The 26,206-nt window shown below is 47.8% G+C and carries 24 protein-coding genes, 1 tRNA gene and 1 pseudogene; 19 read left to right on the forward strand and 7 right to left on the reverse strand.

Features of this window, described 5'->3' with window-relative positions; translation table 11 throughout:
• From QN379_RS20335 to QN379_RS20355, 5 genes are all read left to right on the forward strand, one after another.
• Window positions 1-1,137: hypothetical protein (locus tag QN379_RS20335; RefSeq protein ID WP_323507470.1), on the forward strand; the 1,137-nt coding region annotated here is incomplete at its 5' end.
• Between the two features lie 55 nt (window positions 1,138-1,192).
• The gene (locus tag QN379_RS20340; RefSeq protein WP_323507471.1) at window positions 1,193-2,299 is read left to right on the forward strand and encodes a glycosyltransferase; all 1,107 of its coding nucleotides are present in this window, start codon (window positions 1,193-1,195) and stop codon (window positions 2,297-2,299) included.
• On the forward strand, window positions 2,283-3,620 hold the full coding sequence (locus QN379_RS20345) for a glycosyltransferase family 4 protein (RefSeq protein ID WP_323507472.1): 1,338 nt from the start codon (window positions 2,283-2,285) through the stop codon (window positions 3,618-3,620). Before QN379_RS20340 ends, QN379_RS20345 begins: the two co-directional genes overlap by 17 nt.
• A gap of 74 nt (window positions 3,621-3,694) precedes the next feature.
• The gene (locus tag QN379_RS20350; protein WP_323507473.1) at window positions 3,695-4,837 is read left to right on the forward strand and encodes a glycosyltransferase family 4 protein; all 1,143 of its coding nucleotides are present in this window, start codon (window positions 3,695-3,697) and stop codon (window positions 4,835-4,837) included.
• 131 nt (window positions 4,838-4,968) lie between these two features.
• Window positions 4,969-6,036, forward strand: coding sequence for a right-handed parallel beta-helix repeat-containing protein (locus QN379_RS20355; protein WP_323507474.1), 1,068 nt, complete (start codon window positions 4,969-4,971; stop codon window positions 6,034-6,036).
• Between the two features lie 242 nt (window positions 6,037-6,278).
• On the opposite strand, the gene QN379_RS20360 is transcribed toward QN379_RS20355, so the two are convergent.
• A tRNA-Phe gene (locus QN379_RS20360) sits at window positions 6,279-6,354 on the reverse strand.
• 84 nt (window positions 6,355-6,438) lie between these two features.
• Between QN379_RS20360 and QN379_RS20365 the strand changes: the two genes are divergently transcribed.
• The 5 genes from QN379_RS20365 (at window position 6,439) to QN379_RS20385 (ending at window position 12,036) form a co-directional block, all read left to right on the forward strand.
• Window positions 6,439-7,824 (forward strand): FAD-dependent monooxygenase, encoded by a 1,386-nt coding sequence (locus tag QN379_RS20365; protein ID WP_323507475.1) that lies wholly within the window; start codon window positions 6,439-6,441, stop codon window positions 7,822-7,824.
• Between the two features lie 11 nt (window positions 7,825-7,835).
• Window positions 7,836-8,612, forward strand: coding sequence for a DsbC family protein (locus QN379_RS20370; RefSeq protein WP_323507476.1), 777 nt, complete (start codon window positions 7,836-7,838; stop codon window positions 8,610-8,612).
• Between the two features lie 16 nt (window positions 8,613-8,628).
• Window positions 8,629-9,225, forward strand: a complete 597-nt coding sequence (locus tag QN379_RS20375; protein WP_323507477.1) for a nucleotidyltransferase family protein — start codon at window positions 8,629-8,631, stop codon at window positions 9,223-9,225.
• Window positions 9,226-9,488: 263 nt separating this feature from the next.
• Window positions 9,489-9,959: a DUF3429 domain-containing protein gene (locus tag QN379_RS20380; protein WP_322233658.1), complete on the forward strand. Its 471-nt coding sequence runs from the start codon at window positions 9,489-9,491 to the stop codon at window positions 9,957-9,959.
• Between the two features lie 256 nt (window positions 9,960-10,215).
• Entirely contained in the window at window positions 10,216-12,036 is a 1,821-nt protein-coding gene (locus QN379_RS20385; RefSeq protein WP_323507479.1) for a M61 family metallopeptidase, read from the forward strand.
• 115 nt (window positions 12,037-12,151) lie between these two features.
• Here QN379_RS20385 and QN379_RS20390 read toward each other — a convergent pair whose 3' ends face one another.
• Together QN379_RS20390 and grxD are read right to left on the reverse strand one after the other, a co-directional pair.
• Window positions 12,152-12,721 (reverse strand): UbiX family flavin prenyltransferase, encoded by a 570-nt coding sequence (locus tag QN379_RS20390; protein ID WP_322240267.1) that lies wholly within the window; start codon window positions 12,719-12,721, stop codon window positions 12,152-12,154.
• Between the two features lie 88 nt (window positions 12,722-12,809).
• A complete protein-coding gene (gene grxD / locus QN379_RS20395) occupies window positions 12,810-13,121 on the reverse strand; it encodes a Grx4 family monothiol glutaredoxin (protein ID WP_322233653.1) in 312 nt (103 codons plus the stop codon).
• Window positions 13,122-13,357: 236 nt separating this feature from the next.
• Here grxD and rplU point away from each other — a divergent pair, with 236 nt between their 5' ends.
• The 4 genes from rplU (at window position 13,358) to proB (ending at window position 16,827) form a co-directional block, all read left to right on the forward strand.
• The gene (gene rplU / locus QN379_RS20400; protein ID WP_205322978.1) at window positions 13,358-13,669 is read left to right on the forward strand and encodes a 50S ribosomal protein L21; all 312 of its coding nucleotides are present in this window, start codon (window positions 13,358-13,360) and stop codon (window positions 13,667-13,669) included.
• A gap of 126 nt (window positions 13,670-13,795) precedes the next feature.
• Window positions 13,796-14,068, forward strand: a complete 273-nt coding sequence (rpmA, locus tag QN379_RS20405) for a 50S ribosomal protein L27 (RefSeq protein WP_322233651.1) — start codon at window positions 13,796-13,798, stop codon at window positions 14,066-14,068.
• 326 nt (window positions 14,069-14,394) lie between these two features.
• The gene (gene obgE, locus QN379_RS20410) at window positions 14,395-15,504 is read left to right on the forward strand and encodes a GTPase ObgE (protein ID WP_322233648.1); all 1,110 of its coding nucleotides are present in this window, start codon (window positions 14,395-14,397) and stop codon (window positions 15,502-15,504) included.
• Window positions 15,505-15,708: 204 nt separating this feature from the next.
• Window positions 15,709-16,827, forward strand: a complete 1,119-nt coding sequence (proB, locus tag QN379_RS20415) for a glutamate 5-kinase (protein WP_322233646.1) — start codon at window positions 15,709-15,711, stop codon at window positions 16,825-16,827.
• 178 nt (window positions 16,828-17,005) lie between these two features.
• Here the strand turns inward: proB and QN379_RS20420 are convergent, their stop codons facing one another.
• Both QN379_RS20420 and QN379_RS20425 read right to left on the reverse strand, forming a co-directional pair.
• Window positions 17,006-17,575 carry a CNP1-like family protein gene (locus QN379_RS20420; protein WP_322233645.1) on the reverse strand — a complete coding sequence of 190 codons (570 nt, stop codon included), beginning with the start codon at window positions 17,573-17,575 and terminating at the stop codon, window positions 17,006-17,008.
• Window positions 17,576-17,583: 8 nt separating this feature from the next.
• On the reverse strand, window positions 17,584-18,213 hold the full coding sequence (locus QN379_RS20425) for an RNA pyrophosphohydrolase (RefSeq protein ID WP_322233643.1): 630 nt from the start codon (window positions 18,211-18,213) through the stop codon (window positions 17,584-17,586).
• Between the two features lie 201 nt (window positions 18,214-18,414).
• Between QN379_RS20425 and QN379_RS20430 the strand changes: the two genes are divergently transcribed.
• Window positions 18,415-20,154, forward strand: coding sequence for a proline--tRNA ligase (locus QN379_RS20430; protein ID WP_323507478.1), 1,740 nt, complete (start codon window positions 18,415-18,417; stop codon window positions 20,152-20,154).
• A gap of 183 nt (window positions 20,155-20,337) precedes the next feature.
• On the forward strand, window positions 20,338-20,979 hold the full coding sequence (locus tag QN379_RS20435) for a lytic transglycosylase domain-containing protein (protein ID WP_322233637.1): 642 nt from the start codon (window positions 20,338-20,340) through the stop codon (window positions 20,977-20,979).
• A 410-nt stretch (window positions 20,980-21,389) separates the two neighbouring features.
• On the opposite strand, the gene QN379_RS20440 is transcribed toward QN379_RS20435, so the two are convergent.
• The gene (locus tag QN379_RS20440; protein ID WP_205322985.1) at window positions 21,390-21,752 is read right to left on the reverse strand and encodes an SWIB/MDM2 domain-containing protein; all 363 of its coding nucleotides are present in this window, start codon (window positions 21,750-21,752) and stop codon (window positions 21,390-21,392) included.
• A 370-nt stretch (window positions 21,753-22,122) separates the two neighbouring features.
• Window positions 22,123-23,490, reverse strand: a complete 1,368-nt coding sequence (gene ffh / locus QN379_RS20445) for a signal recognition particle protein (protein ID WP_322240265.1) — start codon at window positions 23,488-23,490, stop codon at window positions 22,123-22,125.
• A 460-nt stretch (window positions 23,491-23,950) separates the two neighbouring features.
• On the opposite strand from ffh, the pseudogene QN379_RS20450 reads away from it, so the two are divergent.
• The 3 genes and pseudogenes from QN379_RS20450 to QN379_RS20460 all read left to right on the forward strand — a co-directional run.
• A pseudogene (locus tag QN379_RS20450) lies at window positions 23,951-24,721 on the forward strand (NYN domain-containing protein); the annotation flags it as partial.
• 246 nt (window positions 24,722-24,967) lie between these two features.
• Window positions 24,968-25,777: a cytochrome C assembly family protein gene (locus QN379_RS20455; RefSeq protein ID WP_322233633.1), complete on the forward strand. Its 810-nt coding sequence runs from the start codon at window positions 24,968-24,970 to the stop codon at window positions 25,775-25,777.
• Window positions 25,774-26,055: a PP0621 family protein gene (locus tag QN379_RS20460; protein WP_322233631.1), complete on the forward strand. Its 282-nt coding sequence runs from the start codon at window positions 25,774-25,776 to the stop codon at window positions 26,053-26,055. The genes QN379_RS20455 and QN379_RS20460 overlap by 4 nt, the downstream gene beginning before the upstream one ends.
• Window positions 26,056-26,206 lie beyond the last annotated feature (151 nt).

Raw genomic sequence — 26,206 nt, forward strand, 5'->3', positions numbered from 1 at the left:
ATTTTTGACTTGGCAATTCCTGGTTTGGGCCGATTAGGTAGCGCCGTTTTGTCTGGTGTTATATCCGGTTACTGGATTATTGTTCATCATAGAAAAATAAATTTAGACAGCAGTTCCATCAATATTAACGTTTTAACTGTTTCTAAAGACTTAATTTTTGTTTATGCTTTATTTTTTATTGTAGTTTGTTTACGTATTTTTTTTGATAGTGACGCTGAGATATCATTTTTCTTTTCTTCGGCTAAAAGTACCTTGATATTGGTAGCAACTTTGCTTTATGTTAAGGCGTTTCTCCAAAAAGATACGGGATTACATATTTTAAATATATTTACGTTCAATGCCTTAATTTGCTTTGTTGCCGGTAGTTTTCCTTCTTTTCTTAATTATATATATATATTCAAACTAGGTGACCCAGAGCCTGGTTTTATTCCGTATCGTAACGCATTCTTAGCGGGATCTGGCTATTACGGAATTGGCGCTCCATATGCTATTGTATTTCTATTTTCTGTCATTTATATAATTTCATCGAATAGATATGCGTGGACGAATTATATCAGGATGATGTTGATAGCTGTGGCAGGGGTACTCGCGGCAAGAACTGTTTTTGTTGGAATAATTTTTGGTGCATTATATGCGCTCTACAAAAAACCCAAGGTTTTGTTGATCGGTACACTTTTAATAGGTATTGGATTTTTTGTTTTACTGTCGTTTGGACAAACGTCCCAATTTTCAGATTGGATTTTTGAGATATTCATTACTGATTCCGCAAGTGTTACTGGATCAAAATCTACTGACGATTTGGTCAGTATGTATTTTATTCCAAATTTATCTACAATATTTTTTGGTGACGGCAAATATATTGCTGGAGATAACTACTACATGAATACTGATGGCGGTTATATGCGTCACTTATTATTTGGGGGTATTCCAATTACTATCTTAGCTTTAGCAATTCCATTAGTTATATCTAAAATTTCAAAATCTAGGATATTTGGTTTTTTTATCGTTCCTCTTATGTATGTGCTACATGTAAAAGGTGGATTTATTTACAACAGTCCATCTGGTATGCCATTAATTATTTTGATTGCATTTTGGATGAGATACTTTATGCCTACCGATTTACGGAAAAAAAATTAATAATTTATTCATAAAAAAATAAATGAGACTTAATATTAATTAAAAGGCCTGAGACATGAAAATTGCGTTGCTGATTACTGGCCTTGGAATGGGTGGGGCAGAAAATCAGGTTGTCAGTTTGGCAGACCGATTTGTGGCGCTTGGACATTCTGTCCTACTTATAGCTTTGACTGGGGAAACTATTGTATTGCCCCAAAATTCCTTGGTGCGAGTCGAAAATTTAGGAATTGCAAAAACTTTGGCAGGATTATGGTCTGGTTATCGAAAAGCTAGTTTGTTGCTAAGCGAATTTAAGCCGGATGCTGTTCATAGTCATATGGTGCATGCAAACATATTTACGCGACTACTACGCTTAACTGTTTCTATGCCTTGCTTAATTTGTACTGCACATAGCTCCAATGAAGGAAGACGAATGCGCATGTTGGCGTATCGTTTGACAGACGCTTTGGCCGACATAACCACAAATGTGAGTCGTGCAGCGGTAATGAGCTCCATCAAGCGTGGAGCTGTGCCGGAGGGCCGGATGATCGTTATGCATAACGGGATTGACTGCGATAGGTTTTTTTTCGATCCGTTGGCACGGAAAAGGTTGCGCATAGCTTTGAATTTGCCTGTCGGCAGCCAATCTTTCTTGGCCGTAGGGCGTTTCACTGAGGCAAAAGACTATTCAAATCTATTAACGGCCTTTGCTACTTTATGCAGGGTTCGCCCTGACGGTATATTGTGGATTGCTGGAACCGGCATCCAGCAGGTGATTTACGAATCCCAGGCTCTGGAGCTCGGGATCGCTCATAAAGTAGTTTTCTTGGGCTTACGTCGTGATATTTCAGCCTTGATGAGCGCTGCAGATATTTTCGTGTTGTCTTCAGCCTGGGAGGGATTTGGTCTTGTGGTTGCGGAGGCAATGGCTTGTGAACGTTTAGTTGTTTCGACTGACGCGGGTGGGGTGCGAGAAGTCCTTGGAGATGTTGGGTGGCTGATACCAATTCAAGATAGCGAAAAGTTAGCTGGTGCAATGAGTGACGCGATGAATGTAACTCCGACTTCACAGCTAGCTAAAGGACGTGCAGGACGCGATCGGATTATGAAAAACTATGCTCTCTCACCGGTAGCTGATCGATGGATAGAGATTTATCGGGGAGATTATGCGGAGCTTCACTGACCTTACTTCCTATTTTACTTCTGGTCTGATGTCTATATGCAGGGGATTACGATTAGATAAAATTGATGTGGATAATGCGGGTTTTATGACGAGCGACGGGGCCAAGGTCGTTGATACTCAGACACCTTATTCTTTGCATGGCGTATCCAGTTTTAAACAAAAGAGAGAGATACAAGATTCGGGCTTGGAGAGAGTTTACAGATTAGCAGTTATATCTAAGCAGGCATTTTCTATATCTAATTTTCGTGGCCCGTTGATAGAGGAAATGGTAAGTAAGGGTATAAAGGTGTTTGCGTTAGCGCCAGATTTCGATGATGCAACTCGAGCCGCCGTGGTAATGCTAGGCGCAGTTCCCATCGACTCTTCAATGTCGCCTATAGGGATGAATCCTTTTCGGGATACCGTTGATCTTTTTAAAATGGTAGCGCAATTAAAGCGATTGAAAATTGATATAACTTTCACTTATTTTATCAAACCTGTAATTTACGGCACGCTTGCAGCGCGGTTGGCTGCGGTCCCCAAGCGATTTGCGATGATTGAAGGCGCAGGTTATGTATTTACGGATGACGAAAAAAAGTTATCAAAGCGTCGGCGCATATTACGGATTCTGGTAAAAGGTCTTTATAGGCTTGGTCTAAGCCAGGTAGATCGCGTTTTTCTCCTCAACTCGGACGATAAAGCCCTATTTATTAATGAGAAGATGGTGCGAGCTGAAAAGGTGGAACTGCTAGATGGTATTGGGTTGAATTTGAATCACTTCTATTTCGCACCGCCTTTGATCGGACAGGTTTGTTTTATTTTAATTGCCCGGTTGTTGAAGGACAAGGGGGTATACGACTTCATCGCAGCGGCTCGCACCGTAAAGATATCGCACCCCAATGTACGGTTTTTGTTGCTGGGTGAGATAGATCAAAATCCTAGCGCCATTGTTGAGGCTGAGATTCATTCCTGGGTGTCTGAGGGCTTAATAGAGTGGCCCGGGCACGTATCGGATGTGCGCACTTGGATATTACAAGCAAGTGTTTTTGTACTTCCTTCATATAGAGAGGGGTTGCCGCGAAGCACTCAAGAAGCAATGGCGATGGGAAGAGCCGTTATTACAACCGACGTACCGGGCTGCCGAGAAACAGTTTTGGAGGGGGTGAATGGCTTTATGATTCCGGTCCGTCGTCCAGAAGCCTTAGCCAAAGCGATGTTAGCCTTTGTGAGTCAGCCCGAGCTTATTGCGCCGATGGGTTTGGCAAGCCGTCAAATTGCAGAAAATAGATTTGATGTACAGAAAATTAATGCACAGATATTGGCTTCTATGGGGCATTCTTAAAAATGAAGTTCGGTAACTAATAGTCGCCACTTTGATTGCCCGAGAATTCCATTAAATTTTTATAGTGAAGTTGAATGAATCCCAAAATCATTATTTCTATCAATACGGCATGGAATATCTTTAATTTTCGTTCTGGACTTATTAAGGCATTTGTAGCTCAGGGTTATCAAGTGGTTGCTGTGACTCCTAACGATGAATATTCGGAGCGTTTAAAGGAATTTGGATGTAGTGTTGTTAACATGCCAATGGATAGTAATGGTAGGCGCCCCGTTCGGGATTTGCTTATGCTAATTCGCTATCTTTTTTTACTTCGATCTGAGCGACCATTGGTTTTCCTTGGATATACAGTTAAACCAAATATATATGGCTCAATAGCAGCGCAAATTTTGGGTATTCCTGTTGTTAATAATATTTCAGGACTAGGTGCCACATTCATTAATAACAATTTTTTGACCCGCATCGTACGTTGTCTTTATAAGTTCGCACTGCATCGATCTTATCGCGTATTTTTTCAAAATGAAGAAGATCAGCGCTTATTTATCACTACAGGTTTGGTTCGATCGGAAATCACTGATTTGCTCCCTGGGTCAGGTTTAGATTTATCATGTTATTTGCCAGTATCGTTATCCCCATTAAGCGGGCGTCCCTTTCGGTTTTTATTAGTTGCCAGAATGCTAAAAGATAAAGGGATACGAGAGTTTGTCGAGGCAGCAAAGATTGTTAAAGAATGTTTTCCGGAGACTGAATTTCAACTCCTCGGTGCCGTAAATACAGCAAACTCAAACGCAATTTCCTTAGAAACTATTGAAGCTTGGGAGGATCAAGGTTTAGTTCGTTATATGGGAAAAACGGATAACGTTAGGCCTTACTTGATAGATTCGGATTGTGTTGTATTACCTTCTTATCGTGAAGGTCTGCCACGATCGTTGTTGGAGGCAGCCGCGATGGCGCGCCCTATTATTACAACGGATACCGTAGGATGCAGGAATGTTGTGGACGAGGGTGTTAGCGGCTTCCTCTGTGAAGTGGCGAATGCTAATGATTTGGCTAAAAAGATGTTGGAGATGATCAGACTGTCTCCGCAGAAACGGTTATCAATGGGGGAGGCGGGGCGACGAAAAGTCGAATCCGAATTTGACGAAAAAGTGGTGATTCAAAAATATCTAGATGTGGTTGCGGCAATTTTGATTCCAGCTTTGCCGCATCACGCGAAATAACTTTACGAATGTAAGTTGTTGAGAGCGCATGTCTAGAATCTGCTTGATCATTAAAAAAAGTCACTTGCTTCGTTCTTGAAAGCTAAACGACACATTTCCAGATCCTAAAATTTATTTTTATGGAGGACTGATTGAACGAACAACCGTTGGCAGTAATTAGTGAAAAAATTTTACTTCTGGAAGGTGCTCATTTTAAAAGCTATATTTTTTTCACTTCCTTACTTTTAGGAGGTGCAGACTATGCGAGGAGCGCTGACTTTTGTCTAACAGGGCCGACTTCAACTCTGTCCGTTAATATTAGGGAAAAGGGTGCAAAAGGGGACGGAATCACTGACGACACCTCATCAATTCAAGCAGCGGTCGATCAACTAGTGGGAAGCGGTGGGACCGTTTTAATCCCCGATGGGATTTATATAATAAATGCCATCACTGGTATTCAATTGAAAAGTAATATCACATTACGAATGTCTAGAAATGCTGTACTCAGGGCGCTACCTAATCGCGAGGCCCATTACAGTATCATTAATATTATCGGTGCTTCCAACGTAAACTTGATAGGTGGAATTTTGATTGGTGATAGGGATGAACATTTAGGTGCGGTAGGGGAGTGGGGCATGGGAATTACTTTGCGTGGCGTCACCAATGTAACTATCAACGGTACGATCGTTAAGAGCGCTTGGGGAGATGGCTTTTATATAAGCGGAGCAAGTAAAAATGTAAAATTTTGCTCTGTTATTGCAGATAATAACCGGCGGCAAGGAATGTCTATCATCTCGGTGGACGGAATGGTTGTAAGAGATTCGATTTTTAAGAATACTGGCGGGGCCGCACCTCAGGCAGGCCTAGACTTAGAGCCGAACGAAAAAGATACAGTAACCAACGTCGAGATATTGAACTCGCAGTTTATTAGTAATATAGGTTTTGGATTACAGTTTTATACACAGGGAACTGGTCACGGCTTAATTAAGGGTGTTACCGTGGATGGCAACACCATTAGTCGAAATCTTGGAGGTGGAGTGGGCCTTTATAATACGTCTGGCAATAAAGTTATCAATAATGATATCAAAGATAATATTAGTTACGGTATCCATCTATTCAAAGGAGCTAGGGACAACGTCGTCACAGGTAACAGGGTGACTGGTAAAAATGCTATAGGCGACGAGGGTGGAAATCTCTTACTGGGCAATCGCCTAGACTGACATTTTTTAATAATTCTACAAACAGATGTAAAGTCTTAGCTATAGTTTGGGTATTCACTGCTCTATCGAAATGCAGGACTTTTTTGAACAAGTGGAGGAAAGTGGAAAGAATTTGAGCGCACGCCGAAATGATCCTTGATTTTATTGACAATCAGAATCACCAGCTTTCACATTTTGATATTGTGTTCAAGATTATAAACTTCGCTGAAGACGCTTAAATCGAACTCTGACAGCAGTAATCTTGGTGGCCCGGGGCGGAATCGAACCACCGACACAAGGATTTTCAATCCTCTGCTCTACCGACTGAGCTACCAGGCCAAGGAGCCGAATTATAGCAAGACATTTTGAATTCGCAAACACCTTATGTAATTATTTTATTTTAGTAGTCGTTATAATGTTTGCATGAATGATTCCAGACTACCTTCCAAGAGCGTGTTCGCGGCTGCTGCTGCGCTTAGTACGCATGGTGTTTCTTCGCGAAATGTTTCCCATAGTGACATTTGTATTGTCGGCAATGGTGCGATCGGTAAGACGGCGGCGTTGGGGCTGGCGCAGGCGGGTCTTACTGTCACCTTATTAGCGGCGCCTTCAGGCGTCTCGGTGAGCGACCCTTCGGGTGCCTCAACAGCCAATGGTGCGCCTCCTAACCTCTCGTTACAAGTTGAGAGCCATCGTTCGGGTGATTCCGCCGCTTGGGACCCGCGTGTTTATGCGTTGAATCACGTTGCCCGTAGTCTGCTATCAGGTCTCAAGGTGTGGTATGCCCTGGATGATAGTCGGGTTGCGCCCGTGGAGAGCATGTTGGTCAAAGGCGGCGCGGAAGCCAATGCCGGGAGTATTTCCTTTGATGCTTTTAGTGCGCGTACTGGTGCGTTGGCGTGGATCGTTGAGGATCGCAATTTGAATCAGGCGTTGGATGCGGCATTGAAGTTTGCGCATAACGTGCGTGTGGTCCGTGGTCGGGCACAACAGATGTTGGTCAGCGATGCCGTTGGCGGCGGCGATGGCGCTGGCAAAGGTGGTGTGACCTTGACGCTGCAAGATGGTTCGTTGCTGACTGCTGCATTGCTGGTTGGCGCTGATGGCGCGCAATCGTGGGTGCGTCATCAATGTGATATCGGCATCGATTACCGCTCTTATCATCAGCGGGCGATTGTGGCTAACTTTGAAACTACCCTTCCGCATCATGACGTAGCACATCAATGGTTTACTGCTGAAGAGGGAATCGTCGCGTTATTGCCGTTGCCGGGGCAGCGGGTGTCGTTGGTGTGGTCGGCTCCGGAAAGCCTGGCACCGACTTTGTTACGGGAGTCGCTGACGCAACTGGCAGAGCGTTTGTCGGCGTTGGCGGGTGCGCAGTTAGGTCAGTTGACGCCATTGCAACCGGAGAGCGTGCAGAGTTTTCCGCTGGCGCTGATTCGTAGTCATGCGCTGGTGGCGCCGCGGGTTGCGTTGATTGGTGATGCGGCGCACGTGGTGCATCCGCTGGCCGGTCAAGGGATGAACTTGGGGTTTGGTGACGTCACTGCCTTGATTAAGGTGTTGGCCGAGCGCGGTCCGCATCGTGATTGTGGTGATACCGCGGTATTGGCAAAATACGCGCGTTCACGCAAGGAAGAGATTCTTTTAATGCAACTTGCTACCGATGGTCTTGAACGCTTATTTGGGCTCGACATAGCGCCGCTACGCTTGGCGCGCAACGTCGGATTGAACTTGCTGGACAGGCTGCCGGTCTTAAAGCGGCGATTGATGGGTCATGCGTTCGGTCGTACATTCGAAAAAAATTAATGGGAGTTGTAATGCAAGTACGGATTTGGGAACGTTTAAAGCCATTGTTGTTGGCAGTGATGTTGGGTTCATTGATGACGGCAGCTATCGCTGAAACTGCGCAAGAAACCGCGGTCAAAAAGCTTATCGAGCCGCGTTTAGGGGATGGTGTCAAAGTGGATGCGGTTGCCAAAACACCGTATTTGGGCATGTTTGAGGTGCGCGTCGGGAAAGATATTTTTTATACCGATGCAGCGGCTAAATATATGTTCGTTGGTCGTATCCTGGACGCCAAGAGTTCACGGGATTACACTAAGGAGCGCATGGATGAAATCAGTAAGGTGAAGTTCTCCGATTTGCCGCTGGAACTGGCAATGAAGTCCGTCAAGGGCAACGGCAAGCGCGTGATTGCGGTGTTTGAAGATCCTAACTGCGGTTATTGCAAAAAATTCCGTAAGACTTTGCAGGATGTTGACAACGTCACTGTGTACACCTTTATGTATAACATCCTGGCTGCGGATTCTGCGGTGAAGTCTAAAAACGTCTGGTGTAGCGCCAATCGTGACAAAGCGTGGGACGACTGGATGCTGAACGGTAAGTTGCCCGCTACGGCTGCGGCGAGTTGCGTAGCGACGCCGAACGACAAAGTATTAGCGCTGGGACAGGCGCTTGGCGTCAGTGGCACGCCGACGATCATCTTTGCCGATGGATCGCGTATACCGGGCTTTATCGATGCGAAGGCGCTTGAGGAAAAGTTTGCCTCGGTTGTACCGGCTGCGCCAGTTACACCAGTCGCGTCTAGCAAATAAGACGGCCAACTATCTCATGGATCTTCCGGCGACCGATCAAATAGCAGGTATTTTGCTCGCCGCCGGTCGTGGTCGTCGTTTTGATCCAAGCGGGAAGCAGAGCAAATTGCTGCAACTTCTTCCTAGCGGAGAAACTGTTTTGGCGGCAGCAGCAAATCATCTTTCTGCCGTGTTGCCGGTTACTGTGGTGTGTCGGACCGATGCGCCGCCGTTGACTGCGCAATTGGCAGAGGAGCTTGTTGGCTGCACGCTGCTTGAGTGCGCTGATGCGGATGATGGAATGGCGACGACGCTGGTGTTTGGTCTCCAGCAAACAGCGACCGCGGCAGGATGGGTGATCGCGTTAGCCGATATGCCGTTTGTGCAGGTTTCTACGATCATGGCGTTAAAAGCAGCATTGGATCAGGGCGCAGATATCGCGGTGCCAGTCTGCAATCAACGTCGCGGTAATCCGGTTGCTTTCAGTCATCGTCATCTTTCGCACTTGTTAGCGCTGCGTGGCGATCAGGGTGCGCGGGGTTTGCTGGAGCGTTTTCCTGTGGTGGAGGTTGCGGTGGATGATCCAGGTGTCTTACAGGACATTGATACCGTCGCCGATATACCACAATCGTAAGCGGAATTCTGCTGATTGATCCTCTATGCGCATGGCAACCCACTAAGCGGGTGTTGGTTTCGCGATAACCCCGTAGACTGTTGTTTTTTCATGCCATCGCTCGGCTTATTTTATTTTTAAATCAAACGTGTATTTTATTGTTGGCTCCGCCTGACGTTCATCATGTCTGCGACGCTTTGTCGTGGTCATTTCTGATTTATAGATGCCATAAGTTTGCCGCGTAGATGACGTGTCGTGCTTCACTAACTTGCCAATCTTCCGCGATGAATCCACACTTTCTAAATAAACGCCTGATCCTTGTTCTCGGTTATACGGGCTTGGTCCCATTCGTCCTGTTAACGCTGGGTTGCTGGCTGGTTAGCCCGGATTGGCTTGGCGAGTTTATTCGCGGTCAAATGGCTTACGGTGTCGCTGCATTATCATTTCTAGGCGGTATTCATTGGGGCGCGATGGTATTGCGTGCCGATCTCTCTGCAGAGCGGACTAAAAGAGCCTTGATCTGGGGGATTATGCCGACCACGATTGCCTGGTTTTCGACCCTGTTCTTTGCGTATGGTTATACTTTATTGATTCTGGGCTTTATTGCGGCGTATCAAGTGGATAAGCGTTTATTCGTTTGGTACGGTCTGCCAGGCTGGTTCATTGAATTACGTTATAGACTAACCTGTGCTGCGGTTGGCGCGATGGTGTTAGCCATGCTTGCCGCTGGCGTGAGAGGAAATCTCGGTGCATAAGTCTACCCAAAAATCTGCCGCAAAACCAATGGCAAAGGCCGCCGCAAAATCTATCGCGAAGTCATTAATCGGTAAATTGGTGCCCACTAAGGCCGACCGGATTAAGGCTGGTCGCGCCAAATCTGCGGTCAAGCTTTCTAAAGCGGGATTGAAGGCTGGTGCTAAGGCTGGTACTAAGTCGGGCGTTAAGTTATTAGCGAAGTCACTTCCAAAGCGCAAGTCTGAGCTGGCTGGTTTGGTTAGTCCAGAGATTGTTATGCGGACTCCGGCCTTGCATTACAGTATTGTGGCAGCAGATCCGGCGGCCCATTTGTTTGCCGTGACGTTGGTGATTAATGCGCCAGCAGCGGTCGGACAAATCGTGGCTCTGCCAGCGTGGATTCCTGGCAGTTACATGATCCGCGAATTTGCGCGTCATATCGTTCAGATTCGTGGTGAGTCGAATGGCCGAACGATTGCCTTAAAAAAACTCGATAAGCATTCATGGCAAGCGGGACCTTGCGACGGGCCGCTGACATTGCACTATCAAGTCTATGCGTGGGATTTGTCGGTACGTGCAGCACATCTGGATCAGACGCACGGATTTTTTAATGGCACCAGTGTATTTTTGCGGGTTGTCGGGCAAGAAGATATTCCACACGTGGTTGATATTCAACGTCCTCATGGCGACCAGTATGTGCACTGGCGCATAGCCACGGCGCTGCCGACCTTGAAGGCCAAACGCGGTAGTTTTGGCAGCTATGTTGCGTCCAATTATGATGAGCTGATTGATCATCCGGTTGAGATGGGGTTGTTTCAGCTTGCTACCTTTAAAGCGCATGGTGTCCCGCACGAGATAGCGATTACGGGCAACGTGCCGAATCTGGATATGACACGACTGACTGCGGATCTGAAAAAGATATGTGAAACGCAAATTGCTTTTTTTGAGCCAGCGGGAACCAAATTCGCCAAGCAAGCGCCGATGCAGCGTTATGTATTTTTAACGCTTGCGGTAGGTGATGGTTATGGCGGCCTTGAACACCGCGCCTCGACCGCGTTGATTTGTGCACGGGCCGATTTGCCGGTAAAGGGACAGCCTGAGACAAGTGATGGCTATCGCACCTTTCTCGGTCTGTGTAGTCATGAGTATTTTCATACGTGGAACGTCAAGCGCATTAAACCTGCGGCATTTGCTCCGTACGATTTGCAAGTCGAAAATTACACCCCGTTGTTGTGGTTGTTCGAAGGATTTACCAGTTATTACGACGACTTGATGCTGTTTCGGTGCGGACTGATTGATGAGGCGCAATACCTGAAAATGATGGCCAAAACGATTAATGGCGTCCTGCTCGGTAGTGGACGCCGTAAGCAAAGCGTCGCCGAATCAAGCTTCGACGCGTGGGTGAAATATTATCGTCAGGACGAGAACGCGCCAAACGCGATCATCAGTTATTACACCAAAGGCTCGTTGGTGGCGCTGGGGTTGGATTTGATGATCCGCAGCGAAACTAAAAACAAAAAATCGCTGGATGATGTCATGCGGGCTTTGTGGCAAAAATACGGTCGCGATTTCTTTGCCAATAACGCGTCGTCCGGACGTGGCGTGACGGAGGCGGCGGTTGAGTCATTGTTTGATGCGGTGACCGGACTGAAGCTAAAGCGTTTCTTTGATAGATTTGTACGCGGCACGGAGGATCTGCCGCTGGCCAAGTTGTTCGCAACCGCCGGGGTGACGATCGCTGACGGTCGTAAAACAGCAAAACCGGGCATGGGTGCGCGTATCAGTCGCAATGGCGTCGAAAGCAAGCTGGCGAACGTTTATGAAGGCGGCGCGGCGCATCGAGCCGGTTTGTCGGCTGGAGATGTGTTGCTGGCGCTTGACGGGATTCGTGTGACAGCCAATCTGGACATCCTGCTTGCACGCTATCGTGTTGGCGATACGGTGACCGCGCATGTGTTTCGGCGCGATGAGTTATTGGTTTTTAGCGTCAAGTTGCTTGCCGATACAACGCCCCAATGGCATCTTAATGCAGAGTCGAAACCGGTAACTGTCCTGACGGTGCGCAATGCGTGGTTGGAAGGAAAGACGGGGCGCTGAAGTGGTTACTTGGGCACGTCGGCACGTTGCCACTTTTTGGGGGCGATGGAGTGAAATGGTTGGTAGGGGAACGCGGTTGATAAAGTCTGCTCATTTGAGGTTGAGCAGATCAGTATCAGGATTCGTTATCCGCCTTAAGGCCGTTCCAGCGCGGCGTCAACGTGTGGGCAACACCATACAAATCAAGCACGCGACCGACGGTGTGGTCGATCATTTCGTTAATAGTTTTAGGACGGTGATAAAAGCCGGGAAGAGGGGGGAAAATGATCCCGCCCATTTCTGTAACACTCGTCATGTTGCGCAGATGCGCCAGATTAAACGGCGTCTCGCGCACCATGAGCGTCAAACGCCGACGCTCTTTTAGTACGACGTCTGCCGCACGCGTGATCAAATTGTCGGAGAGACCGTTTGCCACCGCTGCTAACGTTTTCATTGAGCACGGTGCAACGATCATGCCATCGGACTGAAACGATCCGCTCGCAATCGAAGCACCAACATCGCGCACGTTATACGTCACGTCCGCTAATGCTTCTACTTCTTTGCGGCGCATATCGAGTTCTTGATGCAGATTGAGAACGCCCGCATCCGAGATCAATAAATGCGATTCAATCTCCGGCACTTCACGCAAAAATTGCAAAAGCCTCACACCGTAGGCAACACCGGTCGCGCCAGTGATGGCTATAATTAACCGACGTTGCGCAGCCGGAGACGCTGGCCGCTGATCACGATCAGCGGCCTTAGATTCCTCGGATTCAGCCGACACCGCGGGCCGCTTAAGGCGTTAACAAGGTTTTCAGTTCGCCGGATTCGTGCATCTCGTTCATGATGTCCGAACCACCAACAAATTCACCTTTGACATACAGTTGCGGGACTGTCGGCCAATTTGAATAGTCCTTGATACCTTGACGCACGGCGGGATCTTCCAGCACGTTGATGGTGACGATGTTGACCGCGCCGTTAGCTTTGAGTAGCTGGATGGCACGACCTGAAAAACCGCATTGTGGAAATTGGGCAGTGCCCTTCATGAACAAAACCACTGGGTTTTGTGTCACGGTTTCTTTAATCCACGTTTGTACTTCGCTCATGGCAAACCCTTAAAATTATTCAGAATGCAGTCATTATATGAAAAAGCAGCGTGCCCCGCTGACGCGACTGAAATGCGACACAATTAACGTGTGCTTAATGCAATTGTCAAGAGTTTTTGACGCTGAAGAGAAGACTATGTATAATCTCAGGTTCTCCCGACTCCGGATGACATTTTATGCCGTGCAGGGAAGGATGAATTGTTGTTAGTTATTCAATTATTTCGATGAGGTTTCATATGTACGCGGTCATAAAAACCGGTGGCAAACAATATAAAGTTATTGCCGGCGAAAAACTTAAAATAGAACAGATACCTGCAGACATTGGCACCGAACTCACTATAGATCAAGTGCTGGCAGTTGGCGCTGGCGATACTCTGCAGGTTGGAGTGCCATTGGTCGAAGGTGCTACGGTGTTGGTTAAGGTATTGGCGCAAGGTCGCCACGATAAAGTCAAGATCTTCAAAATGCGTCGTCGTAAGCATTATCAGAAGCATCAAGGCCATCGTCAAAATTACACCGAAATTCAAATCGTTTCGATCAACGCTTGATTTAGTTAATACCGGACTTCATTCGAAACCGTAGCGCGCAACGCAGTTTTTGCGAGGCACATCACGTTGCGAAAGAAGTCTGACTAAATGACGTTGATTGACTTAACCAAATATCAGGAGTTTTAAATGGCACATAAAAAAGGCGGCGGCACTACGCGCAACGGCCGTGACTCAGAGTCAAAACGACTCGGCGTCAAGGTCTACGGTGGCCAGGCGATTAACGCTGGCGGCATCATTATTCGTCAACGCGGTACTAAAACGCATCCAGGCGAAAATGTTGGCATGGGCAAGGATCACACCTTGTTTGCACTGATTCAAGGAAAAGTACAATTTGTGATCAAGGGTGCTGAGAAGCGTCAATACGTCACTGTTGTAGCGCCTGCTGCAGTTGCTGCTTAATTAAGCAAGCAGTAAGCATTACTTGAAGTAGATGAGCGCGAAGCGCAAGCTTGGCCGCGAAAGGCTCTGCCGCAGGTAGAGCCTTTTTAGTTTTTTAGTTGCAAAATTCATTCGATGTCAGCCTGTAGTCTGAATATCATGCCAGAAGGCAATATGCGTTGTACACATTGAATGGGGCAACTCGGTAATTGTTGTGTTAGTTGCACCTGGTTGTGCGGACTTCAACAATGCTGCGGTAGCCTGCTCCCGGATTTTTTATAAAATCAGAGCGGCAGACAAAATAGTCAAATCAGAATTAAAATAGTCAATCTCATTAGGATCTTCGAATGAAGTTTATAGATGAAGCAAAAATCGAAGTCATTGCCGGCGATGGTGGCAATGGGGTTGCGAGCTTTTTGCGCGAAAAATTTCGTCCCTTTGGCGGACCAGACGGCGGTGACGGCGGCATTGGCGGCAGTATTTACGCCGTGGCTGACCGTAACGTCAATACACTAGTTGATTTTCGCTTTTCCAAAATGCATCGCGCAGGCCGCGGCGAAAACGGTCGTGGCTCGGATTGCTACGGCAAAGGCGCGGACGATATCAAGCTGCGCATGCCGGTTGGCACGCTGATCGTTGATGTCGATACCGGCGAAAGCATTGCCGATTTGACCGAACATGGTCAAGAAATCATGTTGGCTAAAGGCGGCGAAGGCGGTTGGGGTAACATTCACTTCAAAACCTCGACCAATCGCGCACCACGTCAAAAAAGTGATGGTAAAGAAGGCGAACGCCGCATCTTGCGCTTAGAACTAAAAGTACTCGCTGATGTTGGTTTGCTGGGACAGCCGAATGCCGGTAAATCGACGTTTATTACGGCTGTGTCAAACGCACGTCCGAAAATTGCCGATTATCCATTTACAACCCTGCATCCTAATCTGGGCGTTGTCCGCGTCAGTCACGAGAAAAGCTTCGTGATTGCGGATATTCCGGGATTAATTGAAGGTGCAGCAGATGGCGCAGGACTGGGAATTCAATTCCTGAAGCATTTGCAACGTACCGGTTTGCTATTGCACATCGTTGATTTAGCACCATTCGAATCAACGGTTGATCCGGTGAAAGAAGCCAAAGCAATCGTCAAAGAACTCGAAAAATACGATCAGTCGTTGTTTGATAAACCACGTTGGTTGGTTCTCAACAAACTGGACGTTGTACCGGAAGACGAGCGCAAAAAACGGGTGAAGGATTTCGTGAAGCGTTTTGGCTGGAAGGGCCCGGTTTTCGAAATCTCTGCATTGACGCATGCTGGTTGCCCTGAACTGGTTAATGAGATCTATGCTTATCTGGCAGAAAAGCGTCAGCAAGAACATCGCGCTGAAGAAACGCATATGACGGAAGAAGCACAAGGTATTCTGTCTATCGATCCAGATGATCCGCGCTTTAAAATTCTTGATTAATATTTTAAGCTCGGTTGAGCCTTATTATTTCGGTTTTGGCCTCGGCCTTGGCCTCATCAAAGCGCTGCATTAAGATTCAGCAAATTGAACCGGCTAATTGGCTTTGCCAATCAACCGACATGGCTAGCGCTTAACGCTCTGGCGATGTCGGTTTTTTATTATCAGCGCCAAATCGGTGCTTTCGGCTGTGGCAGATAAAAAAATATGAATTCCGTCATTCAAAAAGCGAAACGTATCATCATCAAGGTCGGGTCGTCGCTGGTTACCAATGATGGCAAGGGACTTGATAGCGAGGCGATTGCTACCTGGGCTGAGCAAATTGCTGCCTTGCGAGAAATGGGTAAAGAAGTGGTGCTGGTCAGTTCCGGTGCTGTGGCAGAAGGTATGCAGCGACTTGGTTTTGATAAGCGCCCAACCAGTATTGATGAATTACAGGCATGCGCTGCGGTAGGGCAAATGGGGTTAGCGCAGATTTATGAAACCAGTTTTCGTGCGCACAACTTGCATACTGCACAGGTGTTGTTGACGCACGCTGATTTGGCTGATCGAGAGCGTTATTTGAACGCCCGTTCTACGCTTTTTACACTGCTACGTTTTGGCGTTATTCCGATTATTAATGAAAATGATACGGTGGTAACGGACGAAATCAAATTCGGCGACAACGATACGCTTGGTGCGTTGGTAGCGAATTTGATTGAGGCTGAAGCTTTAATCATTTTGACCGATCAAAAGGGTTTGTTCACCGCCGATCCGCGTAAAGACCCGAACGCGAAATTTGTGCACGAGGCGCAAGCTGGCGATCCTGCACTCGAAATAATGGCTGGCGAGGCCGGTTCAAGTATTGGTCGCGGTGGAATGTTTACCAAAATTCTGGCGGCAAAACGTGCGGCAACCTCCGGCGCGCATACCGTGATTGCGTGGGGCCGTGAAACGGATGTATTGACGCGACTTGCTGCCGGTGAAGCGATTGGCACGCAGTTGAACGCACAGACTGGCCAATTAAAAGCACGTAAGCAATGGATGGCAGATCATCTGAAAACAGCGGGAAAAGTGCTGCTGGACGCGGGTGCGGTGCAAAAGTTGACGGAAGAGGGCAAGTCATTGCTGCCGATTGGCGTCACCGATGTGTTGGGTGAGTTTGGTCGTGGCGATGTGATTACTTGCGTCGGTAGCGATGGTCGTGCGGTTGCGCGTGGTATCAGCAATTACACCAGCGCAGAAACCAGGCGGATTATGCGACATCCATCGTCGGAGATCGCTACTATTTTGGGCTTTGTCGAAAAGTCAGAATTGATTCATCGGGACAATATGGTTTTGTTGTAAATAATTAAATAATTAAATAATTAAATAATTAAATAATTAAATAAAAAACCGATATGTAAACCATATCGGTTTTTTTTAGGCATTTAGTTGATCCGAACCTAAAATGGTCATTTGGCCTGAGAGCCGGACAGTTTTCTAGCGCTAGCTCCGATTTACTTGAGCTTACTAAAATTTTTGCTTAACCACCCGGTTTCAATGGCCGATTGTCCCGTAGGCGAGTTTGTATATCCGTTACCTTGCCAGCGATGGTGCCGTTCTGGCACAAAAAATCTTTGAATAGCGCGGCATGTTGGCGGTTTGCGTTAACGTCGGTGATTTGCTGCCATTTGCTGAGGCGAGCACGCGACCAAGTGCCGTCTTTATGCCCAAAAGCATACAACTTTCTTTCGGCAGTCTGGCAGCGGATTCCTTCATAGCTGACATTTTCAGCGCCGCCACTGCTGGTACTGATCAGCGTGTAACGTACCACGCCATCTGTCCCAACTGTTATTGATTTAATATCAATTGCGAATTTCATGATCGATGTCGGGCTGACATAGAATGAGACCATACTCGCCGGTTCCGGTTGTGCCGGTAATTGAACAGCGAGTTCCTGCCAGGTTTTTACTTCATCATCGAAATCGTCGTCAAACCCGGGCCCCGGGCCAGAACCGGGAGCGGCATGGACATGGGCAGTCGCGGAAAGAAGTAGTGCCGTGACGACAAACAATTTACGCAGTTTTGGTTGGAAAGTGGCGTTAAAAAACATAGAAAAACTTACTCCTTATCGATACTCGGTTCAGCCGAAATGCAGTGTTGTGGGGCATTTCCAATTTCTTCGTCGCAATCTGGGTCTGGTGAGTCTCTGGAGTCGTGCGTTTCTCCTGATTCTGCGCAGCGCAACGGGCGAGTATGACGTCCAGCACTTTGCATCGGACGTGTCAGGAAGCGCGACAGCTCTTGCAAGGCGCGTTGATAAACATCGCGCTTGAACTCGATCACGACATCTAGCGGGACCCAGTAATCGTGCCAGCGCCAAGCATCAAATTCAGGATGCTCGGTCAGGCGCAGGTTAACATCACAATCGCGTCCGACCATCCGCAGCAAGAACCAGATTTGTTTCTGGCCGCGATAATGCCCGCGAATATCGCGTTTGATGAAATGATCTGGCACTTCATAGCGCAGCCAGTCACGGGTTCGACCGATAATTTTGACATGCTCCGCTTTGAGGCCGATTTCTTCCTCTAGTTCGCGAAACATGGCTTGTTCCGGCGTTTCACCGTACTTAATGCCACCTTGTGGAAATTGCCACGAATGTTCGCGCACGCGCTTGCCCCACCACACTTCATTCTGGGTGTTAAGCAAGATAATGCCGACGTTAGGGCGGAAGCCTTCACGGTCCAGCATACTGATACCTCAAAACTTTCTGCGACTAGGCGATCCCTATGCCAACTTGCTTACGTGTTAAATCAACACGAAACAGGTCCCAATCAGAGGTTAATCCGATCAGAACATCAATCAATTGTGCAAAGAGTGGGCGCATCAGCCAGCTAATCCTTTAAAATTGAGTCGATTATAACCCTCTCTTTTTAAAAAGAATTCACCGTTATGCGCGCCTCCCGTTTTTTTGTCTCAACTCTTAAAGAAGCACCATCCGACGCTGAAATCGTTAGCCATAAATTAATGATGCGCGCCGGCATGATTAAACGCCTCGGTTCCGGCATTTACACCTATATGCCGATGGGTTTGCGGGTTATTCGCAAAGTTGAAAATATCGTGCGCGAAGAAATGAATCGTTCTGGCGCGGTTGAACTATTGATGCCAGTCGTACAACCTGCTGAACTTTGGCAAGAAACCGGCCGCTGGCAGAAATACGGCGATGAACTGATGCGCGTCAAAGACCGTCACGGCCGTGATTTCATCATTCAGCCGACTTCGGAAGAAGTGATTACCGACATTGCGCGGACCGAATTGCGCTCGTATCGCAAACTTCCAGTGAATTTTTATCATATTCAGACTAAGTTTCGCGATGAACGGCGTCCCCGTTTTGGTTTGATGCGCGGTCGTGAGTTTACGATGAAAGATGCCTATTCTTTTGATCGGGACCTTGATGGCCTGAAAAATTCGTATCAAATTATGTACGATGCCTATATTCGGATTTTTAATCGTTTTGGGCTGCAATTCCGTCCTGTCGCCGCGGATAACGGGGCCATTGGCGGCACTGGTTCGCATGAGTTTCACGTCATCGCTGCTACCGGAGAAGACGCGATTGTGTATTGCCCGACGTCTGATTACGCGGCAAATATGGAAGCTGCCGAGGCGCTGCAAATTGAAGCAGTGCGCGCTGCACCAACGCAGGAGCTGACCAAAACGGCAACGCCGGGCAAGGCCAAGTGCGAAGCGGTTGCTGAATTGCTGAGCATCCCACTGAGCACGACCATTAAGTCGATTGTCCTGACCGTTGAGAAAGAGGCGACTGAAAAAGAAGGCGCTTCCAAGCAAGTCTGGTTGTTGATGTTGCGTGGCGATCACGCTCTTAACGAAATCAAGGCTAACAAAATCCCTGGTCTGACGGGTTATCGCTTTTCAACAGAAGAAGAAATTGTTGAGTGGTTTGGTACGCCACCGGGTTATCTGGGACCGATCAATACTAAAAAACCGATTATGGTCGTTGCTGACCGAACCGTCGCCAACATGCATGATTTCGTCTGCGGCGCGAATGAAGTAGACTTCCATTTCACTGGTGCGAATTGGGGCCGTGATCTGCCCGAGCCGATGGTGATGGATATCCGTAACGTGGTCGCTGGCGACCAGTCGCCGGATGGCAAGGGCGTGCTGGAGATTCAACGTGGCATTGAAATTGGTCATGTGTTTCAGCTTGGTACCGCCTATTCGGAGGCAATGAACGCCACCTTCCTGGACGAGAACGGCAAGCCGCAACCGTTGCAAATGGGTTGTTATGGTATTGGTATCACGCGCATTTTGGGCGCCGCCATCGAGCAGAACTTTGATGACAAGGGCATCATCTGGCCAATCGCGATTGCGCCATTTGAAGTTGTTCTCTGTCCAATGGGCTATGATCGTAGCGAAGCGGTCAAAACCGAAACGGACAAACTCTACGAAGCGTTGCTAGCCGCAGGTGTCGACGTGATTCTGGATGATCGCGGCGAACGTCCGGGTGCCATGTTTGCGGATTGGGAGTTGATCGGTGTGCCGCATCGCGTGGTGGTCGGTGATCGTGGATTAAAAGAAGGCCAACTGGAATATCAGGGTCGACGTGACACTGAAGCGACGAGTGTGCCTTTGGCTGAAATGGTGAATTTTGTGAAAGCGCGCCTGATCGCTTAATGCGATTAATGCGCTTAGTTGGTTAAATAAGCGTGGCTGTTGGTCGTTTCTTCGGCATCCTGGGTATTTCTTCCTCCTCCTTGAAGGACGGGAAAATGGCTTAGGATGCTAGTTGGATTGTTGTTTCAAATCGGGTGTTTCCTTGGAAGCTAAACACCGGTAGTTTATTTTCCAGGAGTTCACTTGCGTTTGATCGATCGTATTATTCCGTGGTTGTCGGTAGCGCTGCTCTTGGTGAGTGGTGTGACGCATGCCGGCAATCAAAAGGAAGAGGCGATGGCCGATTCGGTGCGGCTGGCTCTGTCGCGTGCGATTAACGATGCGGGGCCTCCCAAACCACAATTCACCGACATCAATCAGCGCATACAGTACTTATATTGGCTGGTTGAGATGTCGACACGTCTTAAAAAGAAATTTCCTGATGCGCAGATGCGTAACGAATTTCTGGAAACCACCTGGTATGAATCCAAACGCGCAGGTCTTGATCCAGCGTTGGTATTGGGCTTGATTCAGGTTGAATCAGCATTTCGTAAATATGCGCTCTCTAGCGTCAACGCGCAAGGTTACATGCAGGTGATGCCGTTCTGGACGCGTGTTATCGGCGACTCTGATCGCAGCAGACTTTTTAATATGCAGACCAACCTGCGCTACGGTTGCGCGATTTTGCGGATGTATCTGGATATGGAAAAGGGCAATCTATATTTGGCGTTAGGCCGTTACAACGGTAGCCGCGGCCGTCCGGAGTATCCGAATGCAGTGCAGGCCGCATGGAAGCGGTGGGAATATAGCCAGGTTCCTCTTAATACGACGGTGGCGGTGCAGTAGTAGTTTGGGCAGTTGTGCCGACTGGCCCAGATTGATCGTAACATCGCATACATCGTTACTAATATTAGCGCTCGGACACATTTCGTTAGCTGCGTTTGAGATGTGCTTCCTCTTCGTTTCAATTCTTTGTAGGTCGGTTCCAGATCGGTTTCACATATTTGCCTGTTCCTACCTTTTCATAAGAATATAGACGTTTGTGTCTCTTTGATGCGCTTTGCACGTAGCGATGCCTCATTCGATCTTAATGAAGGGGTCGTGATTTTGCAGAGATGTGTTGAAGGGAGAAGTGGGAGTTAATTCTGCTCAGCGTGTGCTAAAGAAAATACAAAAACGGAAAAGAGAATACAAAAAAACCCGCGCAATGCGGGCGTTTTTGTTTGGCACTTAAGATATTTTAGAACTGCTATATCTTAAGCATTGCTCAAGTGGTCAGAAATGAGTTTAGTCATTTCAAACATAGACACTTGTTTTTTGCCGCCAAAGACAGCTTTTAGCTTTTCATCAGCATCGATGTTGCGCTTGTTTTCTGGATTTTGCAGATTGTGCTTTTTGATGTATTCCCAAACTTTCTTGGTTACTTCAGTACGTGGCAAAGGATCAGCGCCGACGACAGCAGCCAAAACAGCAGATGGTTTCATTGGCTTCATGAACGCTGCGTTTGGCTTACGTGCTGGCTTGTCTGCTGCTGCTACTTTTGCTGGTGCTGCTTTTTTTACCGCTGGTTTAGCTGCAGGTTTTTTTTCTGCAACTACTGGTTTTTTTGCTGTGGCCATCTTTGAGCCTCCTTGACGAAGAGAGTGTGAAAAATGCGTCAATCACGCATCGCTCATAGTGGTGCGGTTTCCTCAGTGACGCAAGTGTTTTTTGTGGCTTTTGCAGGTTTTGTTGAGGGTTGATCAGGAGTGCCCAAAAACATCCTTTTTTCATAGGAGTTTGGGGAACTAAATGTGATGTGATTTTACGATCAATTCGATGGCAAAATAACACCATATTTAGTCCGCTGCATGTCAATGGCGCATCGCTTTCAGTCCCATCGTCGACAGTCGGTAAAAAGCGTGAAAGCCTTATCAATCAATGCTTTAACCGCTTTAATGCCATTAAAGTGCGATGCTTCCTGTCAACACTAGGGAATAAGAACTGGGCTTACTTTAAGCCTGGCATCATCCCTTTCATACTCCGCATCATTTTCATCATGCCGCCGCCTTTAAGTTTTTTCATCATCGACTGCATTTGATCAAATTGCGACAGCATGCGGTTAACTTCTTGCACCTGAACACCGGCACCGGTTGCTATGCGGCGCTTGCGCGATGCTTTTATTAGTTCCGGTTTGGCACGTTCTTGCGCGGTCATGGAGTTGATCATGCCTTCCATGCGACGCACGGATTTTTCTGCCTGACCCATATTTGCCGCTCCTGCAGCTTGCTGAAATTGTGCTGGCAGTTTATCCAACAGGCTCGACATACCGCCCATTTTTTTCATTTGACCTAGTTGCGCTTTAAAGTCGTTAAGGTCAAATTTTCCACCGCCTTTGATTTTTTGCGCTAAATCTTGCGCAGCGGCGACATCCACACCCTTTTGTGCTTCTTCAACCAGCGCCAGAATATCGCCCATGCCGAGAATGCGGTTTGCCATGCGCGAAGGATCAAATGCTTCCAGACCGTCCAGCTTTTCACCGACACCGGCAAATTTGATTGGCTTGCCGGTAATATGCCGTACTGAAAGGGCGGCACCACCACGAGCGTCACCATCCAGTTTGGTGAGGACTATACCGGTGAGCGGCAACGCATCGTTAAATGCTTTGGCGGTATTGATCGCGTCCTGACCAAGCATCGCGTCGACGACAAATAAGGTTTCAATTGGCTTGACCGCGGCATGCACTGCAGTGATTTCCTGCATCATCGCTTCGTCAATACCAAGACGACCCGCGGTATCTATAATTAGCACGTCGTGATAATGACGCTTCGCAAAATCGAGTGCCGCCAGCGCAATATCAACTGGTTTATCTGTTGTCAGGCTCGGGAAAAAATCCGCGCCGACTTGTTCTGTGACCGTCTTTAGCTGGCCGATCGCCGCAGGGCGATAAACGTCGGTAGAGACGGTGAGTACTTTTTTCTTTTTCTGCTCACGCAGATATTTAGCTAATTTACCGACGGTAGTAGTTTTACCTGCACCTTGCAATCCAGCCATCAAAATGATCGCGGGCGGTTGCGTGGCGAAGTTCAGTTGCGATGCTTCGGGCCCGAGATCTGCGCCCATCAGTGAGGCTAGCTCTCGCTGCACGACGCCGACAAGTGCCTGACCCGGTGTGAGCGAGGCGATGACTTCTTCGCCCAGCGCTTTTTGTTTTACGTTGGCGATAAACTCACGAACGGCGGGTAGCGCGACATCGGCCTCTAACAACGCCAAACGAACTTCGCGTAGCATTTCGGCAGTATTGGTTTCTGTCAGGCGCGCTTCGCCGCGCATGGTTTTGACGACTTTGGCAAGACGCTGGGTAAGATTGTCTAACATAGGTGACTGTTTTTCAGAAGAGGGGCAAAAGGGCAATGCGTCATTGCGTCCGCTAAGGTTCCGGATGCAATTTTCATCACGGATGATGACAGACGCGGCGTACTGAAAATAATCCTCCATTTTACCCGATACGGCTGCAAAACCGCTTTGAAGACGGCGGCGCAAAGCAGAATAAGGCATTTTTGGAGAAAATTTTGCCACAGGGCACCATAGTCGTTACCAAGGTCACCATAAAAAGCTTTGCAAGCGCTTCAAAGCCTGGCCCGGTGTTAACCTCGGTGTAATTAAGCCCTGCCGCGAGTCGTTCTTGTTAATTAGTAAGCACGCATAAAACACGAATAAATGATTGGTCCCTTGGCTTAAGAATCAAATTCGGTTGGTGTATGCTGCAAAACGGGAACGACTAGAGTGTGCTCTTCCCTTCGGGTATTATTCTTCTATTCACAATTGAGGAATGGCTATGTCAGGAAACACCGCTTCTGAAGCACCGCGTCTGGCAGTACTAATCGATGCAGATAATGCGAGCGCGGCGATTGTCGACGGCTTATTATCAGAGGTCGCCAAATATGGTGTTGCCAGCGTCAAACGGATTTATGGCGATTGGACCGATAATCGCCTAGGAAGCTGGAAAGAGTGTCTTCTGCGTAACTCGATCCAGCCGATTCAGCAGTTTGGGTATACCAAAGGTAAAAATGCGACAGACAGCGCGATGATCATTGATGCGATGGATTTGTTATATACCGGTCGTTTTGATGGTTTTTGCATCGTCTCAAGCGATAGTGATTTTACCCGACTAGCCTCGCGCATCCGAGAAGAAGGATTGACCGTCTATGGTTTTGGAGAGCGGAAGACGCCGCAGCCTTTTGTGACAGCGTGCGACAAATTTATCTATACAGACCTGTTGATCGAGTCAGCGGTGTCAGAAGTTGCGGAGCAGGACGGTGCGAGCGATGTACCGAGCAAGTTGCATCGGGCCGCCAATGAGTTACGCCAGGATACGCGACTGTTGCGGTTGTTACGCAGTGGGGTTGAAGCGGTATCGGATGAGGACGGTTGGGCGCAGTTGGGTTCGGTTGGGAGTTATATCGCTAAGCAGGCGCCTGATTTTGATGCCCGTGAATATGGGTATGCCAAGTTAAGTGGTCTGGTCAGCGCGACGGAATTATTTGATGTCACGCAACGCACTTTGGCGAATAACAAATTGGCAATGTATATCCGTGACAAGCGCAAAAAATAAGGTGGAAGACTTTTAAAACGACCGGTTGGCGTCATTATGCTGATTGTGGCGTTACCTTTGCTATGTTTTGATTCAAGCATCCCAGTCATGACTTTGCTGATTATTTTTGCGTATTCCGAGTGACGTAAAGCATTTTGAATTGGTGTAACCAGTCGTTGTAGTAAATTTCTTTTGAATTGTTGGCTATCACATGCCCAGTAATCGGTCACATACTGCGGTCACATACTGTAAACTTATACGATGCAAACTTATCTATTTATTCTCACAGCTTTGTTATATCTTGGCTGCGCCATATTGCCGTCGAAGCAGCGAAAAACCATTTCGGTTGTCGCTGCGGTCGGCTGGCTGTTACATGGCGGCGTGTTGTGGGCCGACGTGGTCGGGCCAGAGGAAGTACGCGTAGGTTTTTCGATGATGTTATCGGCGACACTATGGGTTTCAGTCGCCGCTTATTGGCTTGAAAATCGTAACTATACTCTCGATGGATTGCGCGTTCTGGTGTTGCCAACGGCGGCCGTTGCAGTCATCTTGCCAGCGTTGTTTCCGGGGAATATGGTGTCGTTGAGTGGTAAATCACCGATATTTTTATGGCACATCGTCATTTCTATCCTAGCTTATAGTACGTTGACGATAGCGGCGTTTCATGCGGTACTCATGGTGTTACAAGAATCTCGACTCCATACGCGGCCCGGCAACGCCAATGCCAGTTGGTTCGGCGCGGCGCTGGATCGATTGCCTGCATTACTGACCATGGAAAAATTGCTGTTTCGATTGATCGCTTTCGGGTTCGCTTTATTGACGTTGACGGTGTTGTCCGGCGTTGTGTTCTCTGAGGAGTTATTTGGGACCGCGTTTAGATGGGACCACAAGACCATTTTTACGCTGCTGTCGTGGGCGCTGTTCGGCTTATTATTGGCCGGACGTAAATGGCAGGGTTGGCGCGGACGTACGGCGCTCAGTTTTACGTTGATCGGGTTTGCTATTTTGCTGCTGGCTTATGTCGGTAGTCGTTTTGTATTGGAAGTTGTATTGCATCGGGTCCTGGTATGAAATATGTGATTTGGTTAGTTATCGCGCTGGCGGTTATCGTCTGGTTTCAGCGCGTCAAAAAAAATATCATTAATAAGAGCGGTGCTGCGCCAGATGGTGCCAGCGGTGCAGGTCCTAGAGACGGGCGCCCGTCATCGTTATCGGGCGCGTCGTCACCTGTGGAAGAAATGGTGGCCTGTGCACATTGCGGGTTGCATTTTCCTGCATCTGAAGCGGTGACTGATTATGCCGGTACTATTTATTGCGGTGAGGACCATCGGCGCTTACACGCGCAATGACCAGCATAATGATCCTGCGCAGTGATAATCTGGTCGTATAAGTCTTTGATTGGTGCTTTGTAATGCGTGTTTTGTACTAGGGCGTGTTGACATATAAAACGCTGTTAACTTTTTCCAAATTGTGTTTACATTCTAGATTTTAAAGAATGCA

It is taken from the genome of Glaciimonas sp. Gout2, from assembly GCF_035018905.1.
Lineage (GTDB): Bacteria > Pseudomonadota > Gammaproteobacteria > Burkholderiales > Burkholderiaceae_D > Glaciimonas.

What these genes read in the sequence shown, in the direction of transcription:
- QN379_RS20375 (WP_323507477.1), top strand. Translation starts at nt 8,629, where the DNA reads ATGGATCTTCCGGCGACCGATCAAATAGCAGGTATTTTGCTCGCCGCC.
- QN379_RS20420 (WP_322233645.1), bottom strand. Translation starts at nt 17,575, where the DNA reads ATGTTTTTTAACGCCACTTTCCAACCAAAACTGCGTAAATTGTTTGTC.
- QN379_RS20380 (WP_322233658.1), top strand. Translation starts at nt 9,489, where the DNA reads ATGAATCCACACTTTCTAAATAAACGCCTGATCCTTGTTCTCGGTTAT.
- QN379_RS20385 (WP_323507479.1), top strand. Translation starts at nt 10,216, where the DNA reads ATGCGGACTCCGGCCTTGCATTACAGTATTGTGGCAGCAGATCCGGCG.
- QN379_RS20370 (WP_323507476.1), top strand. Translation starts at nt 7,836, where the DNA reads ATGCAAGTACGGATTTGGGAACGTTTAAAGCCATTGTTGTTGGCAGTG.
- obgE (WP_322233648.1), top strand. Translation starts at nt 14,395, where the DNA reads ATGAAGTTTATAGATGAAGCAAAAATCGAAGTCATTGCCGGCGATGGT.
- QN379_RS20345 (WP_323507472.1), top strand. Translation starts at nt 2,283, where the DNA reads ATGCGGAGCTTCACTGACCTTACTTCCTATTTTACTTCTGGTCTGATG.
- QN379_RS20350 (WP_323507473.1), top strand. Translation starts at nt 3,695, where the DNA reads ATGAATCCCAAAATCATTATTTCTATCAATACGGCATGGAATATCTTT.
- grxD (WP_322233653.1), bottom strand. Translation starts at nt 13,121, where the DNA reads ATGAGCGAAGTACAAACGTGGATTAAAGAAACCGTGACACAAAACCCA.
- QN379_RS20460 (WP_322233631.1), top strand. Translation starts at nt 25,774, where the DNA reads ATGAAATATGTGATTTGGTTAGTTATCGCGCTGGCGGTTATCGTCTGG.
- rplU (WP_205322978.1), top strand. Translation starts at nt 13,358, where the DNA reads ATGTACGCGGTCATAAAAACCGGTGGCAAACAATATAAAGTTATTGCC.
- QN379_RS20430 (WP_323507478.1), top strand. Translation starts at nt 18,415, where the DNA reads ATGCGCGCCTCCCGTTTTTTTGTCTCAACTCTTAAAGAAGCACCATCC.
- ffh (WP_322240265.1), bottom strand. Translation starts at nt 23,490, where the DNA reads ATGTTAGACAATCTTACCCAGCGTCTTGCCAAAGTCGTCAAAACCATG.
- proB (WP_322233646.1), top strand. Translation starts at nt 15,709, where the DNA reads ATGAATTCCGTCATTCAAAAAGCGAAACGTATCATCATCAAGGTCGGG.
- QN379_RS20440 (WP_205322985.1), bottom strand. Translation starts at nt 21,752, where the DNA reads ATGGCCACAGCAAAAAAACCAGTAGTTGCAGAAAAAAAACCTGCAGCT.
- QN379_RS20340 (WP_323507471.1), top strand. Translation starts at nt 1,193, where the DNA reads ATGAAAATTGCGTTGCTGATTACTGGCCTTGGAATGGGTGGGGCAGAA.
- QN379_RS20365 (WP_323507475.1), top strand. Translation starts at nt 6,439, where the DNA reads ATGAATGATTCCAGACTACCTTCCAAGAGCGTGTTCGCGGCTGCTGCT.
- QN379_RS20425 (WP_322233643.1), bottom strand. Translation starts at nt 18,213, where the DNA reads ATGCTGGACCGTGAAGGCTTCCGCCCTAACGTCGGCATTATCTTGCTT.
- QN379_RS20455 (WP_322233633.1), top strand. Translation starts at nt 24,968, where the DNA reads ATGCAAACTTATCTATTTATTCTCACAGCTTTGTTATATCTTGGCTGC.
- rpmA (WP_322233651.1), top strand. Translation starts at nt 13,796, where the DNA reads ATGGCACATAAAAAAGGCGGCGGCACTACGCGCAACGGCCGTGACTCA.